This window comes from Planctomicrobium stercoris (genome assembly GCF_051465655.1).
Classification (GTDB): domain Bacteria; phylum Planctomycetota; class Planctomycetia; order Planctomycetales; family Planctomycetaceae; genus Planctomicrobium.
Genome location: NZ_CP195791.1, coordinates 4,476,275 through 4,494,029, shown reverse-complemented (window position 1 = coordinate 4,494,029; position 17,755 = coordinate 4,476,275). Strand labels below are relative to the sequence as shown.

The window sequence follows — 17,755 nt, the reverse complement described above, 5'->3', positions numbered from 1 at the left end:
TTTTAGGGATCAATTCTGATTAATTCGCCAACTTCTCGATAAGAAAAATCAGAATTCCCATCCGCCTGAAGCCGGAAGCTCTGGTCGAACCGGAACGTGCTGGCGTCGTAGACCATGGTCGATTCCACGGCGTGCAGCCGTGGGCCCTGCGAATCGAGGTCCGCCGCCAGGAGATGGGAGTCGTGACGCTGCGAATCGAAGATCAGGCAGCAGCTTTGCTCAGCTTCTTCCATGGTCGCCCGCTCGAATCGGAATACGCCGGTGGGCTGCAACGTCAGCTGAGAGACTCGCTGAGATTCCGGGGTCCAGAGCAGATAGCCGGTTTCTTCGCTGATCTGACGTTCTCGCTGGTGGAAATCGAAGAGCCGGATCGAGAACAGGAGCGGGAAGATCTGGGGAGAATGCGAGCTTCCCGGAACGGTCGAGCGACGCTGAAACGTGCGGACTTCGTAGAAGTGCTCCAGATGCCGGGGACCGTTCTGCTTCTCCCGCGCTCCCGCCCACTTACCGATCAGAGGCTTCAGCGGGCCCCAGCTCTCACTGCATTGGGGGTTCGAGGTCACAATCCGTTCCTGTGTGTTCGCCCACCTGTTTCTGTTGAATGGAATCTGTATGGCGCAAAGGGGGTGATGCCTCACGCAGATGCGCGTACAAACCGTTCAGCACAAGGTGGTTACACCACACTTCAGGGCAATCGGATCGTGGCCTGTTTCTGATTCCAACGCTTCGCGGAGTCGCATTGCGGGAAGGGGATCTGCCACGGAAATCGGGAATCCGCCTCTCCATCTTATTTAAAGTCGGCCGCTTCGCAGGATTCCCCAGATCAGCCAGGCCCCCAGCAGGCCAGACAGGATGAAAATCGGCACTGCAATCCACATGGAATTCGGGCTGGCCGTTCGAATGATCAGAGCGGTCGAGAGCACCAGCGAGGAAATAAGCAGGCCGACCACAATCCGGTTGCTGGAGCGGTCGAACTCGTTGATCAAATGATCCAGACCTCGGTGTTCGAGCTGGACCTTCATCTCATCCTGGCTGATCTTCTGCAGCGTCCTGCCAAGATGCAGCGGAAGATCGTGGGCCGCCCCCAGCAGCGTGCGGATGTCCGAGAACGCTCGTTCGACGACTTTGCGGGGATGATATCGTTCCCGGATCAGGCGTTCGACGAACGGCGCAAGAACCTCCGCGAGATTGAAATGCGGATCCAGTTGGCGACCCACCCCCTCAAGCGTCACGATCGCCCGGACGAGGACCATCAGGTCGCCCGGGCACTGCAGACCGTGGCTCGCGAGGATCCCAATGAAATCGTTCAGCAACGGTCCGATCCGGAGTTGTTCCAGCGGAACGCCGTAATAAGCGTCCATAAAGTCCCGCACGTCCGCCTGCAGAAGAACTTTCTCGACACGCTGTGTCGGCTGTCCCAGACTCATCACCACATGCACAGCGGTATCGACGTCGTTTCGAGCGACCGCCACGAACAGGTCGATCAGACTTTCGCGTCGTGTCTCATCCAGAAAGCCGATCATGCCGTAGTCGAACAGGCAGATCGATCCGTCGGGGCGGATGCGGATGTTGCCCGGGTGCGGGTCTCCGTGAAACACTCCCATCTCAAACGCCATGCGCAGGAAGATTTCCGCGCCGTTGCGTGCGATCAGGGCGGGGTCCAGACGGTATTTGAGGATCGTCTCACGATCGCTGACCTTGAGTCCGTCGACCCGCTCCATGACAAGCACCGACTCGCACAGCTTCTCCGACTCAACAAGTGGAACGTACAGGCGCGGGTCGTCCTGAAAGAGTCGGGCGAACTCCTGCATGGCTCGACCTTCTCGGCGAAAATTCAATTCGCGGCGAATTGTCCGGGTGAATTGATTCACCAGCCCGACCGGGTCGAAGACTCGAGACTCGGGGACATGGCGTTCCAGCAGCTGTGCCAGTTCGAGCATCAACGCGACGTCCCGTTCCACGACATGCACGACATCGGGGCGTCGGACCTTCACTGCCAGTTCACGGCCGTCTTTGGCGACCGCAGTGTGGACCTGAGCCAGTGATCCCGCAGCCAGGGGCTGCTCGTCAAACTTCGCGAACAGTTCCTTGATGGGACGATGATACTCCTCTTCCAGCTGTTCCAGAACGTCCTGTACCGGGAAGGCGGGAACATGCTCCTGCAGCTTGCACAGTTCCTGAATCACATCGGGAGGGAGGAGGTCGGCGCGAGTGCTGAGGACCTGTCCGAACTTGACGAACGTCGGCCCCAGGTCTTCGAGTGCCAGTCGGATCCGGCGTGGCGTGGTGAGCTGTTCAGTGGCCTCGCGAGTTTTGCGGGTGATCAGCCGCCGTCCCCACTTGAGATAGGGGAGCAGCCCCAGCCGTTCGAGCACATCTCCGAAGCCATAGTTCAGCAGTACCGTGGCGACTTCGCGACCACGATTCAGGTTCTTCAGAAATCGGAGTGGATAGGGCTGCACTGGGTTACAGGGGTCAGGGGGCAGAGGTCAGGGGCAGCTTTTACCAATGGAGTGGGAAGTCTATTTTGGGGATGGCTGCCGGTTGAGTTTTTCTTTGTAGGCTTCGCTGTCTTTACGATACATCGGCGGGGCCGGTCGATTCCCGGATCCGAAACTCTGCGACGCCTTGCGCTCCCGCTCGCCCCCTTCCCGCAGCTGTCCGGATGAGTTGTAGTCGATCCCCTTCAGCAGAGACTCGAACTGCCGTCGGGCAGCTGCCGACTCCGCGGATTGATCCAGTCCCGGGTCTGCCAGCCGCTGTTCCAGCTGCTGCATGAACCGTTCGAGATCCTGCTGAGTGTAACCGAGTTGATCCATCAACGCTTCGGGGGTCTCACCCCGTTCGAGCTTGTCTCGCAGACGCTTGAGCGCCAGTTCCGTTGCCTTTTTCTTGTGGCGGAGATCGGCTTCCTCGGCAGAGAGGTTGTCCCCGCCGGAACCGTCGCCGCCATCAGGACTGGCGTCCCCATTCGAAGGTGACCCGCCTCCGGATGGCATTCCTCCAGGCTGGCCTCCCGGTTTCCCGTTCGGCTGACCATTGGGCTGGCCTCCTTCTTTCCCTCCCTGCTGTCCTTTCCCTTCGCCCTTGGCCTGACCTTGCCCCTCACCTTTGCCCTGGCCCTGACCTTCACCTTCCTTCCCCTGGCCCTCCTGTCCTTTCCCTTGGCCGGATGGTCCTTGCTTTTCGCCACCCTCCTTCTGTCCGTCGCCCGATGGACCTTCTTGAGGCTGGCCCTGTTCCTTTCCTCCCTGTTGCTTGCCCCCTTCCATCTGCTGGCCGTTCATGTTCTCGCCCGACTCCTCTCCGGAACCGGGCTCTTTGCCACCCGCCTGTTTCTTCTGGTCACCCTTTCCAGCATCCCCCTGCCTGGGAGCTGTCTTGTTCTGGTCCCCCTGCATTCCCTTCTGAGCGTCAGCCGGGGCCCCTTCGTCCGACTTGCCGTCCGGCTTTCCGTCTGACTTCTCACCGCCCGCAGGCTTCCCGTTGGGATCGGCTTTTCCATTTTGAGCGGGCGATTTTTCGCCATTCTGATCGCCAGCAGGAGCCTCATTCTTTCCGGGTTGTGCGGATTCCTTTTCACCCGCCGGCTTCTGCCCGGGCTGGTTTGACATCTTCTCCGCATCGCCGGTCGGTTTCCCATCCTGCGATTCATTTCCCGGTTGATCCGCGTTCTGGCCGGTCTGCCCCTGCTTACCGGGGTTGGACTTCATGTTCCCCGACGGCTGCGGCGAATCGGAAGATTCGGAGTCCTGCGAATTCCCTTTGCCAGCAGGATTGGGGTTTCCCTTCTGAGGCTTGTCCGATTTCTCACCCGGACCGTTCGAGCCCGGTTCTGGCTGTGCGGTCTCTCCGGAATCACCTTGGGGCTGTGGTTCGCCCCCGGATTTTCCTTTTTGAGTCATCCCCTTCTCCGGAGTGCCGCTTTCCTGCTTCCCGGGCTGCGACTGCCCTGTGCCGCTCTTGTTTTCTCCGTCCTTTGCCGGGGCGGCCTGAGAATCTTCGCCCGCTGAGTCGGAGGAAGAGTCGTTCTGTTTCATCTGAGGCGAATTCGAATTGGCATCGCCGGATTTCCCTTCGGAGGAATTTCCAGACTGAGCGTTCTCGCCTGCAGCTTTTTCGCCGGGTGTCCCCCCCTGTTCGCCAGTAGCGCCAGACGGATTCTTCTCACCCTGCGGCTGGTCACCGCTTCCATTTTTTTTCATCTCCGGTGAGGAACCGCGACCATTTCCATCCTGCTTCTGCCTTGGATCCGGACCGGGATCCGGGCGGTCTTCGGATTCTTCCCCAGCGCCAGAGGACTGGTTGTTCATTTTCTCAGGCGGAGTCTCTCCGTTTTTGGACTGATCCTTTCTGGAAGGATCGGAGGAGTTCTGCTTCTCCCCTGAAGGCTTCTGGCTGTTGGAGTTCTCCTTCGACATCGATTCGGACGAACCTGGCTTTGCGGAATCGCCGTTCTCTCCCGCGTTTTCGCTGGATGATCCGGGGGTGCGGTTGTTGTTCTCGCCGCTTCCTCCGGAGGACGAGCCGGACTGCTTCTCACCTTTGTCCGGCTGAGGGGAGTTTTCGCCGGGGTTCTTCTGCTCTTCTTCGTCATTCCATTTCAGGAGCTGATCGAGGGCCTGATCGTCGGCTGCCTTGTTCTGACGAGTAGTGTTCTTGCCGCCGCCTTGCTGCGGTGACTGTTTCTGACCGTCCGAACCCGACTTCCCGCCGGTTGGACCGGAATTTCCGTCCTTGCCGGTCCCTTTCTGATTCGACTGTTTTCCGGCTCCAGACTTCTCACCGGGTTGCTGATCTTCAGACGCTTCCTGATCAGAGCTCTCTCCGCTGGCACCTTGCTGCTGTTGTTTCTGCTTCTGGCCGGGTTGATTCTGCTGGTCCTGATTTTCGGCATCAGGCTGCATCTTCTGACCGTCCTTGCCAGACTCGTTGCCAGCAGGATCCTGATCGGCGGGATTCTCTTGAGGCATGGGAGCATCATCGCCCATCCCCTGCTCTCCCTGCTCCGGCTCCTCTTTCATCTCGCGGGGTTCGCTGGGCTGTTCGCGATCATCCCGGGGCTCGTTCTGGTTTTGAGGATTCTCTGGCTGGTCGTTGGGATCGGCCTGTTGGATCTTCTGCTGCAGCTGGTTCTCTTGCTTGCGTTCTTCCACCTTGGCCTCTTCCTGAGTGACCGGGTCGGTGATGGTCAGCGTGAGTTGCTGAGACCGCGCAAGATTTTTCTGCCGCTTGTCAAACGGTTCGAAATTATCTTCGGCTTCAACCCAGTAGGTGATCTGATCGCCCGTCTTCAGCGGGAGCTTTGAGAGATCGAGCCGATAAACGGTTTTGAATTCAGCCATTTCCGGAGGAGCAGCAAAGAGCGGAGATGGAAACGGAAGAATTTCCCCATGCAGCTGCAGCTTCAGGGAAACCTTTCTGAGCAGGAAATCGGGATCCCGCGCTGCAAAGGCGATGGGGACCTGCGAGTTGGCCGGGACCGATAAATCCGCATCCGGGTGAATGAGTTTGATTTCGGGTTTGAGGTCCGGTCGGATCTGAATGCGGGCGATGGTCGGTTGCGGATTCTTTTGATCCCGATCGTTCCAGACCTGCACGTGGTAGTACCGAGCGAAGGTTCCGTCATCCCGGAACTTCAACTGCCAGCGGGCGGTCAGAAGATCATCGCGAATCGTCATCGGATACTCTTCCGCACTGGCGGTGGCGGTTTCGGTATCCGAGCAATAAACCCGGGCTTTCTTAACAGGCATATTTGGACGGGCCCGGACTGTCACATAGGTCCCTTCCCAGGCTTCAATCGTGCTGCCCGGTTGGGTGGCTGGGCTCAACCCCATGTATTTGGGATATTCGTACGAGACTTCGAACACCTCCGCTGCCGGCGGCTGATTCACCCGGATCTGATAGGTCGCAGAGCGGGCATCTCCCGCCTGAATGTGATAACTGACGTCGCTGAGAAGCCCCTTACCGCCATCTCCCGTCAGGCGACCGAGAAAGCGGGGAAGTTCGTCCTTGGTTTTCTGCATGCGAATCGGCTGATTGACGAACCGCCGGTCTGCCGTTGAAAAGAGCAGGGTCACTTCCGGAGGAATCTGACCTCCGAGTTCGGCGATCACATCGACCTGATCGCGGGCCAGCACTTCGGTGTTCCCCGGCTTCACGTCCCGGATCTCGGTACGTGTGGCTGCGGAGACTGAAGAGGCCGGCATCAGCGCACGCCACAGCGTGGTCGACATTTTCTTGGGAGAAATCAGCGTATATAAGCAGGTGGCAATCACCAGCCCCAGCAGAACGTAAGAGGCACGCATCAGCATGCGGCGGTCGATCGCTTCATCGACGTTGGCGTTCGAGATCTGATGGGCAGTACGTTTCTCGAGCGCAGCGAGGATCGAAGGGGAAATCTCCTTGCCCGCCTGACGGAGATTGACCCAGGTGAGCAGGCTTCCCTTGAGTTCGGGATGCGCCTGTTCAATCTGCCGCGCGGCGTAGAGAGCGTTGATCGACTGCAGCCAGGGGTAGAGAATTCTCCAGGCAACCCATCCACCAGCTGCCAATATCACTCCACCCAGCAAGACAATCCGGGCGTTCTGGCTGAAACCCCCCGAAATGATCCACTGGTCGAAGAGGGCAAACAGCAGCAGATAGGTGGTGAGGAGACAGAGCAGGACCACGCCGGCGGAAATCAAATCGGTGTGATGGATTCCCGAGCGTGTCTTTCGGAGCTGAAAATCGATAAACTCGTCAAAGTCGACGTAGTTTGTCGATGCGGGTTCCGGCCGTTGTTTTTCCGTGACTGCCATCGTGAACTTCCGTAACGAGGCTGAGGGGAATCTCGTGGATTCGTCCGTTACCCGATGATCCTGAAGCGGAAGCAGCGGTCAATCCCCAGCCAATATCATAGTCGACGCATTGTGTTTGGTGAATGTTTCCGAAAATTCCGGGAAATCGAGGAACCTGAAAATTCCCGGGTCCGAGGAAGATTGCATCGGCAGACGCTTCAAAGATGGATCGTCAACGTCATCACTGAATTTCGAAAGCAGGCATGAGAATGGATTTTCTACAGGCGGCCATGGAGGCAGCTCGTCTTGGAGGACAGAAGCTCGAAGAGTGGGGCGAGAAATTCACCGCTCGTGAAAAGAGCCCTGCAAACCTCGTCACCGAGGCGGATCTGGCGTCCCAGACAGCCATCTTCGAATTCCTGAGAGGTCACTACCCGGATCACCGGTTTCTGGGTGAAGAAGGACTGTTGCACAACGAAGGGGATTCTCCGTACCGCTGGATCATTGATCCGCTGGACGGCACTTCGAATTACGTGCATCGATTTCCGTACTACGCAGTCTCCATCGGACTGGAAAAAGCGGGCGAAATGATCGCGGGTGTCATTTACGATCCCAACCGCGATGAGATGTTCGCAGCGACCGCAGGGGGCGGAGCGACACTCAACGGCAGCCCGATTCAAGTCTCGGAAAACGCCCAGTTGAATCAGGCGATGTGCATGGCCAGCTTGCCGGTCAAGGTGAATCAGGATCACCCTTCGGTCAAAAGATTTCTCCGGATTCTGGAGCTGGCTCAAACTGTTCAGCGAACCGGCTCGGCTGCTCTGAATCTGTGTGCTGTGGCGAGCGGACGAATTGAAGCGTTCTGGTCGACCAGTCTGCAGCCTTGGGATATGGCGGCAGGAGTGTTGATCGTTCAGGAAGCGGGCGGCCGTATCACGACCACCAGCGATGAAGTCCCATTCTCTGTGATGGTCCCGGATGTGCTGGCAACGAACGGGCTGGCCCTTCATCAATCGCTGGTTGAAGTGTTTCGATCGACTCCATCCTCGGGATCCTAACCAGCCGGACAACCGCTACATACGGAGTTGATTCCCCGGAGGGCGATCGACACATTCAGAAGATGAGGAAATTTCCGATCGGAAGCGCGCTTTCCGAAGATCAGAAATCTCGGTCGGAAATCACGGAGACGAATGGCCGGGGGCGATCTGAAGACATATGATTGTCTCCGCTGGAAGACATCCTGTTCACTCATGATATTTGCAAATGTGAATGGATGTTTTCACTTGTCCACAATCAATGTCTCGGTCTGAGAGTCTTCAGGTTTTCTTGCATCCGGTCGCACTTGAAATGACTTGTTGATGCCTGTCCTCGCGTCACAAATTCTGAAATCCGTACAACTCGTTGGCTCGCCCGGTTTCGGGAGCGAGGCTTCGGGACTTCGGTCGTGTGCGCTGTGTCCGACTCGGCATCTGGGTCTGCTTCTGGGAATTCTTCTTCTCGTCGTCCTGAGTGGGACAGCGTTTGCTCAGAACGAAGCAGAATCTGTTCCGCAAGCAGCCGCCACACCTGCCTCACCGATGGTGAATCCGGCAGCTTCGGAAACGGCGATTGTCGCTGAGATTCCGGACTTCCATCTAACGCAGGTTCAACTGGATGCCGATGTCGTTGCGGACCGTGTGAACCTCGTTGCCACGATCGAGGTCATGATCAACCGGGGCGAAGGCTGGCATCGTGTGCCGCTGCGACTGGCCGGGCTGCATGTGTTTCGTCGTGAATACAGCGGCCCCGGTGAAGAGGCCGCGGACGTCACTCCCCGGCCGATGGATGAAGGACTGGTCTGGCTGTTCAAAGGGCTCGGCAAGCATCAGCTCAAACTGCATGCCTGGATTCCGCTGAAACACACTGTCGCCGGGGGACAATTCCAGTTGCCCCTGCCGACTCTGCCATCTCAGTTTGAAGCGAGGCTGCATACCCGGATTCCCGATCCGACAGCGATTGTCCGTTCCGGGAAAAACCTCACCGTTCTAGATATCAAACGGGGTCCCAACGACACACAGGTCGAGGCCAGTGTGGTCGGCAATCTGCTGCTCTTTTCGTGGCAGACTCCCGCAGCAGGCGGCGAAACGGTTTCACTCGTGCAGTCATGGCTACACCTGAAGCCGAGTCAGGAACATCTCTCACTGGTGGTCGAGCAGAACATCGAACTGCAGCAGACAACCACCGATTCCATTGAAGTCACATTGCCCCCCGGGTTTCGACTGATTCAACTTTCCGGTCAGCATTATCGCTCACATGAAATTCTGGCGGACCGTCCGAACCGTGTCCGGGTCCAGTTCGCCAACGACAACCTCGGTCGACTGACGTTGAACTGGGGATTCGAACGGGATCTGAGTCCCAATGGCGGGTTGCTGCAGATTGAAGGACTGCATGTCGAAGGGGCGGTGCGTGAAGAAGGGGTCATCCGGATCGATGAGTTCGACAATCTGCTGATGGTGCCCCATCCGCAGGAATCACAGCTGGTGCATTCCATCGGCGTCAATCAGGTGCGAACACTTGGCACCGGGATTCCGCTGGCAGCGTATGAATTCCTCCGGCAGCCGTTCCGACTGGTCTTCGAAGTCCAGCCCTCGGTTCCGTATTTCTCTGTCGAGCCGGTGGACCAGCTGCGGTTCCTGAACGATTCGATTGAACTGACGGTGAATTGCCGCGTCCGCTTCGAACGGGGGTCGATTTCGGAATTGAAACTCGCGTGGCCGAACTGGCAGCAGGAAGACTGGCGGGTGGTGTCGCTGAATGCAGATACCAATCGGACCGGACCGCTGGCCTATGATGCGACCTCTCAGCCTGGGATCATTCGTCTCTGGTGGCCAAACCCGTTGGGGCGTCGCGAAGGAGATGCGAGTTTCACAGTCGTCTTTCGCCGACCTCGGGCAGGCACTCCGAATAACCAGGTCGATCTGACATTGCCGACGCCGCAGGCCTCGGAGACCGAGCCAACAATCGTCAAGCTGGAGTCGGCGGATCAGCTGTCAGTGGAATTGTTCACCGGCGATTCGATGTTGCTTCCGCGTCTGCCGACCGCTGCCGAACTGCCTGAACTGGCACTCATGCAGCCCAAGCCGGGCGAGCCGGTACCTCGAACGTACCGGATCGAAAAGCCTTCAGACCTGATTGTGGCTCGCATCCAGACACATGATCGCGAAGTCCGGACGCAGGCTCAGGTCGAGATCAAAGAGAGCAGTTCCAGCAAGTTGCGGGTCGATCAGACGATTCAGTTCGATGTGAAATACGGCCGCATGCGGATGCTGGAGCTGGTGATTCCTCCCGCACTCAAGGCCCATATTCCGGATTCCGGGTTAACTCAGGGGATCGAAGTGACTTCGCAGGGCCAGCGACTTCCGCTGCTCCCCGGGAAGACTCCAGATGTTCTGCAGGCCGATCTGGGATCGGAACGGATCGGGACATTCGACATCAAAGTCGCTTACAGCTTCCCGGTCCCGGAAGATCAGGCGACTCGCGATGTCGAGCTGCCGATCGTGAGTGTGAAAGATCAACCGTTCAAACGGATCGAGTGCCTGATTGATGCCGTCGATTCGGTACAGGTCCGCTCCGGCAGCACCGATTGGGAAGCACTGCAGACGTCTCCCAGCCACGCCCGGTGGATCAACGTTCTGAAGAATGGACCCGTGTCGCAGATCCCGCTCACCATGGGGCGTAAACTTGCGGATAGCTCTCAGCAGTTCGTCGTGGATCAGGTTCAGGTGCGGACCATCTTCTCGGCCGACGGCAGTGCGGAGTCGTGGGCGGAATTTCAGTTGGAACGTCCACAAAGCCGCCTCGTTCTCGATTTCCCGGTCGGCACGGATTTCAAAGAGAACGCTTTCCTGGTCGATGGTCGTCCGCTTCCCGTCCAGCCGGAACGCCGACGAACGAAAGACTTCGAAGAGGTGACGATTGCATTGCCGCAACAGGCCAATGCACGGCCTCTGGTCACTGTGCGATATCGCACGCCGCTTCCCGCTCCGTTCGGTTTGACCAATTCGATTACGCTTCCATTGCCCCGCTTCAAGGAGAATGTCTGGGTCGATGAAACGATCTGGGAAATGCAGCTTCCGCCGGGCATTCACCTGTTCACATACCCGGATCTGCTCCCGCAGTTTCAGTGGACCCGGAACTTCCTGATCTGGTATCGCGAGTCGACTCCCGCGTATCAGGAAGAACGGAGCCTGCACACGATGTCGCAGGTCCCGCCAGAGTTCCGATTCGAACAACGAAAATACTATGCCTTCCGAGGATTTGGTCCGATCCAGCAGGTGAGCTTCCGTTCGATGAACCGCTCGCTGATCCTGTTGATCGGGGCAGGGTTCGCATTGTTTCTCGGGTTCATTTTCTGGAACATTCCCGCGACCCGCAATGTCTTCTCTCTGGTGGTGATTTCGTTCCTGTTCGCGGCAGCGAGCCTGTATTACGTCGAACCGATGCTCCTGCTCCTGCAGCCGGCGATCTTCGGGGTATTCCTGGCGCTGGCAGCCACTGTGATTGATTCCTCTTCACAGCGACAGCATCCGGATCGATCACACCTGCGCGTGGACCGGACCCATCCGCCCGAAGCCAAGGAAGATTCTTCGCTGCGATCGATGTCGACACGCATCTACCGACCTGTTCCCGCAGGGAAGTCCGACCGGATCGAGGGTTGAGCGACATGCGCGCAAGACTCTTTTCACGGTCTGGTTCCGGCGACATCACACCACTTGCACTCCTGAGATTGATGGTGCTTGTGGGCGTGTGGCTGGCGGGGCCTGGAGGTGGGGGACTTGCCCGCGCGCAGGAGAGCAGTCCAGCCGTTGCCTCCGTGGAAAACGCTGTCTATACCGCTCGGCTGCGTGACCTCGATCTGACCGCCGGAGAAATGAAGCTGGATGTGGTTCGACGGGGAACCGGCACTGCCTGGCTCGACTGGTCGGATGTCAAAATTGCGATCAATCAACTTCGCTGGGAACATCAACCGATCTGGTCCGGGACGACACCCGAACAGCGAATGGTCGTGGCTACGGACCGGGATTCGGATCAACTCCAGGGGCACTGGAGCGCGCATGGCCGATTGATTCATCAGAAGACCGTCTTCGATCTCGCGTTCCCCGCTGCGCTGAATACCCGCTTGGTGCTGCAGCTCCCCGCGGACCTGACGATGGAAGCCTCAGCGGGTGTGCTGCAAAGTGCCGCTGAGCCGAAAGACGGGCTCCGCGAATGGACGCTGGAGCTGGGGAACCTGACCTTCACAGTTTTGAAAATCGGATCGCCGTCGCATTTCGAAAAGGTGACGTCTCCCCGGTATGAGATGGAGACCGAATACCGCGCGCGACGCGACGGAGTCTTCGTCAGATCGGATCTGACCATGGAAGGGACTCTCCCGGAAGGGGCGCCGCTGCAACTGGTCATTCCCGAACGCCTGGAGATTCAGTCGGTCGTGATCTTCAGCGGATCAATTCAGGTGGGTGCTGCGTTGTCCTTCAACCGCGTGGAAGGTTCGCCGCAGCTGGTCAACATTGCGATGGACCGTTTGAATCTGGAACCCCGGTTCACGTTGCGACTGCGCACATTCCAGCCGGTGCACTGGGGCGAACCGCATCTTCTGCCTCGCATCTCTGTCGTCGGCGCGCTCGAGACACGTCGCAACGTCGTGGTGCGGGTCGAACCCCCGTTGCAGCTGCAGAATGTCGATGCACAGGGGTTTCTGCAGACCAGTCTGACCAGTGAAGAATCGGCCGGTGAAGTCTGGAGATTCGAAGCGCGGGAACCGGACTCCCGGCTCAATGTGCTCATCGATCTGCCCCAGCCCGATATTGTGGCAGAGATCAACTGTCTGGCAGATGCCCGTCGTCAGTCGGGGTGGGCGGCAGCCGTTCTCTCGATGCATGTCGAGAATGGTTCGCTCTTCAACACCTCGATCCTGCTTCCCGATGACTGGAAACTCGTTTCCGTGGCCGCGGGAGATGTCGAGTCCCGACTGGCTTCATGGACGCTGGATCAACGTCAGTTGCACATCACCTGGCAGAACCCGATGACCTCAACCTCGCATCGACAGCTGCGGCTGTTTGCGAGGACGTCGTCCTGGAAACCTCAAACACCCACGCGCCTGCAGATCCCGCAGTTTCGCCTTCCCGGAAACGTTTCGGTCCAGTACCAGATGCTGCTTCCGACCGGGATGGAACTGCAGGTGATCGAGGGAGAAGGCTGGCGACTGAGCGAGAACACTCCCATTGCACCGCAACTGCTGCGGATGCGGGAAGTGACCGAACGTATCTCCGATTCACGGGACGACCTCAGTACCACCCTGCGATCGTCAGGAGAATCGCGAGGAGGTCGAACTCTGGTCAATCTCGTTCCCAAGTCCGCATCAACGGAATCACTGACGGGCCCGGGACTGTCGGAAACGACCCGCACTCCGGAACCTGCTTCGCCGAAGCCAGAGATGTCCCCTCCGGACGATCCCCCGGCAACGGATGCTGCTCTGGAAGTTCAGCTGCTGACCATGGCCGGCCCGACGAATCAACATGGCTGCGTCCATCAGGCGGATCTGCGATTCGATCGTCCCGTGCAGGCCCAGGCGATGCAGTTGTCCTTGCCGGCGGAATGTAAAGTCTCTTCCGTCGAAATCGACGGTCAGTTCGTGACCGTATTTCGCAAGGGGGATGAGATCCCGCTTCCCGCCGAAATCTCATCGATCCGCGAGATCAGGCTGACGTATATGACCCCTGCCGGAACCGGCTGGCTCTATCAGACCAACACCGTTCCCATTCCGAAAACGGTGTTGCCGGTTGCCGGCTTCCAATGGACACTGGACCTGCCCGGCGACCAGCAGCTCTCCCGGATCGATCTTCCCGGAGTGATGAGCGGCGATGAGTCGCTCGGAACTGCAGAGCGGCAGTACTTCGGACCGCTGACACGTCGGCCGTCCGACCGGATGTTCAATCCACTTTCGGAGTCGGACTGGAACGATCTGATCGAGACCCGTCGAAAGCGTCGCGCGGCCGAGCCGGTCCGGCGTTCGCTGCAGTTTATCGCCCCGACCGTGGAGAACTCTGCCTGTTACATCACCTGGAATTCCGAGCTGACGCGACGTTATGCCTGGGTGGCCCTGCTGGGCTGCCTGATGATCGGGGCTGCGGCCCGGCTGTTTCAGATTCTCTGGCTCCGACAGGTGGCTCTCATCTGGCTGGTCATTCTGTTCGTCGCTGCAGCACTGGCACCGCCCGCCTGGACGCTCATCCTCGGTGGGATGTTTTCGGGGAGTCTGCTCTCGATTCTGATTCCACGCCACTGGATGCAGAATCACGATTTCCTCTCCGCTTCCAGACGCAGTCGTCGACTGACCAGCGAAGTGGTGACCGCCACTTGCCTGCTTGTTTCTACGGGACTGCTCTGGGGGCAGGAGAAAGTTCCCGGCACCGCGCCGCCAGCGGAGTCGACCCCCGTTGCTGTCCCCAGCAGCGGTACTCCCGGGGTGGTCGGGTCCGCAAGACTTGCAGGCCTGCGTCCGCTGTACCTGATCGAGTCGGCCCACTATGAGCTGCTTCGGCTGAGTCCGACGCCGCAGGTTCGCGCGACGTTCAAGGTCCTGTCTCCACCGGACTCAAGCGAAATCTTCGTTCGACTTCCGCTTCAGGACGTCGTTTTTTCCTCAGCGACCGAATGTCTGGTGAACGGGCAGAAGCAGACGTTGATTCCCTCAGTGACTGGCGACGCGATGGTGGTCAGCGTGCGTCCGATGCCCCCTGCTCCTCCCGAAGAGGCGAAACCGGAAGAAGGAGAACAGATACCGGCCGAAGACTCGAAGTTGTTGGACTGGTCGCGGTCGGAAATTCAGCTGGACTTTGCAATTCGTCCTGCCGTGGTGACCGCAAACCCCATGAGCGCTCCGGGGACCACGTCCGCGGGGGATCTGGGAGTCAGTGCATTTCGGGCCAGTGTGCCGCCGGTGCTGGATTCGACCCTGGCACTGCCAAAGAACTTCGCGTCGCTTCCCATGAGACGCTGGGGCGAATCGGTGGACCGTGGTGATGAAGGGGGTCTTCTGGAACTCGGCGGAATTGGGAGAATCCAGTCCGATCAGGAGGTGGCGGACGTCATGGACGTCAAAGGGGCGTCGGCCATTACGATGCTCGATGTCACTCCGCTGCGGTTTAAAGGCCAGACCCGCATTCTGCCTGGTCCGACCGGCTGGCCGTCTCAACTGCCGCTGACTTTCCCGGCGGGATGTGTGATTTCCTCGATCAGCGGAGCGAGCGTGATCGACACCGTCAGTGCGGCCCCCGCCCCGGATGCAACGTCCCTGACATTGCGACTTCGAACGGGATCTCCCGCTGCACCGGTCACGATCAATTTTGAACTGCCTGGAAAACCGCTCAATCCCATGGAGCTGATGATCCCGGCATTCCCGTTGTGGCAGAAGGGGGACATTCCCCATTCACTGGGACTGACCGGTCCGCCGACTTCGACGCTGACCCTGGTCAAGACTCCGGGAGTGGTGCCGCTCTCCCCGGAAGAATGGCCCGCGGAAGGGGATTCCGGTCGCGGACGCCCCGCCCTCGCGGTGATGCTCAACAGTCCGCAGCAGGTCCAGTTGAACTGGACACGCCTGAATCCGGTGCGGACGGCCAGCGTTTCGGAGCAACTCGTTCTGAATCGCGAAGGGATTGAATGGTCCGCAAAAGTTCAGATGAGCGTTTCACAGATCCCGACATTCCGACATCAGTTCCGGATTGATCCCTCCGTGCGAATTGAATCGGTGACTGTTCAGGAGAGTACCGGCGGAATCGAGAGAGGGGTCCGCTACAGCCGCTCCGCCAACATCCTTTCGATCTTCGTCCCCGGCGGACAGCTCGGACAACAGACCTTTCAGCTGACAGGTCGCCTGCCGCTGGCTGTGGATGCTTGGACGCCGTTGCCGACGATTGACGCCCTGGGAGCATCGGTCACCGATTCCGATTTGACCATCACCGACAGGACCGGCTGGAATATCGAGCTCGAATCGGCCGCCGGGGTCGCGATGGATTCACCGGTTCGCAGCACAGAGTCCACTTCGACTCCCGGGACAAGTCGCACGGTCGGGAACTTCAGCCGTGAGACCGGTCCCAGACCCGCGCGACTGCGTGTCGTCATGCCTGCGGATGCGACTCGCGCGGACTCCGTGATGCTGGTGCAGGCCAACGAAGATTCCGACTGGGAAGTGGTGACCACGTTTCATCTGACCGCTGTGGAATCGACGCTGAAAAAGGCGGTCTTCCGGATTCCCCCTGAACTGACCGGCATCCGGATCCGTCCTTCACTCTTCCAGTATACAAGCCAGACTGACGCCAGCGGGACGATCGTCAATGTGAAGATCCCGGAACGGTACTCCAGCTCCGCCACGATCACTGTCGCTGCCAGACTGGGCCCGGAATCCAGAGACCGACTGCTGTCCGGGCAGGAAGGTGGGCCAGGGAGAACTCCGTTCCCCATGATCGAGGTCTTGTCCGCCCAGAAGGCCTCGCAGTTTCTCCTGGTCGAGTCAACATCGGCCATTCTTCCTTCTCCGACAGCAAGCCTGCGGATTGATGCTGCGGCCTTCCCTGCCTGGGCTCCCCGGGAATGGGGTCGCGGAGTTCAGGACCTGTCGCTGACCTGTTATCAGCAGACCCGCAAAGACCTGACCTTCGTTGAACGGACTTCGGCCGACCAGACGACCCGTCCGATCGTTCGACTCGAAGAAACAGTGCTCTGGCCGATGGATGAAGGGAAGTTGCAGGGGCTGACACGCCTGTGGCTGCGCTCCACAGGAAAATCGCAGATCCGAATTCTTCACGGGGCAGAAACCCGGATCGAGTCGGCGATGACGTCTCACGATGATTTCATCGCCGTTGCGGCCGTTGCTGATGGAACCGTCCTGCAGCTTCCCGAACAGCCCCATATCACAGGGGTTGTCATCCGCTGGACCCGTCAGAATGCCGATGGGGTGGTGCGATTGCTGGACTACAACGCGGAGACCCCACCACAGCGTCTTGTTGCCTTCACCTCGCCAGAGAACTGGAAACTGGATGCGGGATCGGCCCAGGTTCTGGAGCCGGCTCAGGTCTGGCTGGCACGCTGGGCAGGGCTGCTCGAATGCCTGCGAGACTCCTCGACCCCGGTCCCGGTCGACAGCCTCCTGCTCAGCAACATCCGTCTGTGTCAGAAAGAGGCGGCACTGGCGGTCTCGGTCCCCTCGATCGGAAGCCGGACCCCTCAGCAGGAAGAGTTCTCCCGGCTTTCCGGCATCTGGAACTCGATGAAGAGCGAACTGGAGTTCTCCGGGACAGTCGACTCCGCAGCGAATGAACCGGTCTCGAATACGTTTACGAATCTGCTGGAACATGGTCAGGCGGGGTTGCGTGTGGAATGGCTCTCCGTCCCTGCCGGAGACTGGTCCGGGAAAGTACATCACTCGACCCCGCAGCCCTACTCGTGGGGAATGATGGCAGGAGCCCTGTTCGTCATCCTGATGATCGGACTTGTCGTTCGCTTTTCCTCTGTCTTGAAGAGTGTTCGGGACGTCATTGCCCAGCGGCCCGCGTGGAGCTTCATGGTCCTGGGGTTCGTCTGGTGGCTGTGGCTGTCTCCGAGTGCCGCAGGTCTGCTGCTGATCCTGCTGGCCTGGATCTGGAGCGCATGCCAGTGGCTGTGGTCGTTGCGGTTGAAGCTGTGGAAACATCCATCAGTTTCTTGATGTGTTCGTGCCCGCATGGGGGGCTTCGCTGCTGAGGGAATGCGCACGTTTCGAGCAATCAGTGCGCTTCGTATAAGCATTTCTCTTGCCGGACCCACATCGGCAAATTGTCTTCGGCGGCCGTTTTTGCCTGAATTTCTGCAAAGTTCAGAAACATTGGCGATTCTGCTGCGCACTTCGGCACAGTGATTGCCTTCAGATCCATCGCCCATCTCAGCGCGGAAGTGTGGGG

6 protein-coding genes are annotated in these 17,755 nt (G+C 59.0%); 3 read left to right on the top strand and 3 right to left on the bottom strand.

The window, feature by feature from the left end:
- Positions 1-2: 2 nt before the first annotated feature.
- From SH661x_RS18015 to SH661x_RS18005, 3 genes are all read right to left on the bottom strand, one after another.
- Positions 3-563 carry a heme-binding beta-barrel domain-containing protein gene (locus SH661x_RS18015; protein ID WP_437224374.1) on the bottom strand — a complete coding sequence of 187 codons (561 nt, stop codon included), beginning with the start codon at positions 561-563 and terminating at the stop codon, positions 3-5.
- A 228-nt stretch (positions 564-791) separates the two neighbouring features.
- A complete protein-coding gene (locus SH661x_RS18010) occupies positions 792-2,462 on the bottom strand; it encodes an ABC1 kinase family protein (RefSeq protein ID WP_437224371.1) in 1,671 nt (556 codons plus the stop codon).
- A gap of 60 nt (positions 2,463-2,522) precedes the next feature.
- Entirely contained in the window at positions 2,523-6,800 is a 4,278-nt protein-coding gene (locus tag SH661x_RS18005) for a hypothetical protein (protein WP_437224369.1), read from the bottom strand.
- 248 nt (positions 6,801-7,048) lie between these two features.
- Between SH661x_RS18005 and SH661x_RS18000 the strand changes: the two genes are divergently transcribed.
- The 3 genes from SH661x_RS18000 (at position 7,049) to SH661x_RS17990 (ending at position 17,523) form a co-directional block, all read left to right on the top strand.
- A complete protein-coding gene (locus tag SH661x_RS18000) occupies positions 7,049-7,837 on the top strand; it encodes an inositol monophosphatase family protein (RefSeq protein WP_437224366.1) in 789 nt (262 codons plus the stop codon).
- Between the two features lie 300 nt (positions 7,838-8,137).
- Positions 8,138-11,476 (top strand): hypothetical protein, encoded by a 3,339-nt coding sequence (locus SH661x_RS17995; RefSeq protein WP_437224363.1) that lies wholly within the window; start codon positions 8,138-8,140, stop codon positions 11,474-11,476.
- 5 nt (positions 11,477-11,481) lie between these two features.
- Positions 11,482-17,523: a hypothetical protein gene (locus SH661x_RS17990; protein WP_437224361.1), complete on the top strand. Its 6,042-nt coding sequence runs from the start codon at positions 11,482-11,484 to the stop codon at positions 17,521-17,523.
- Positions 17,524-17,755 lie beyond the last annotated feature (232 nt).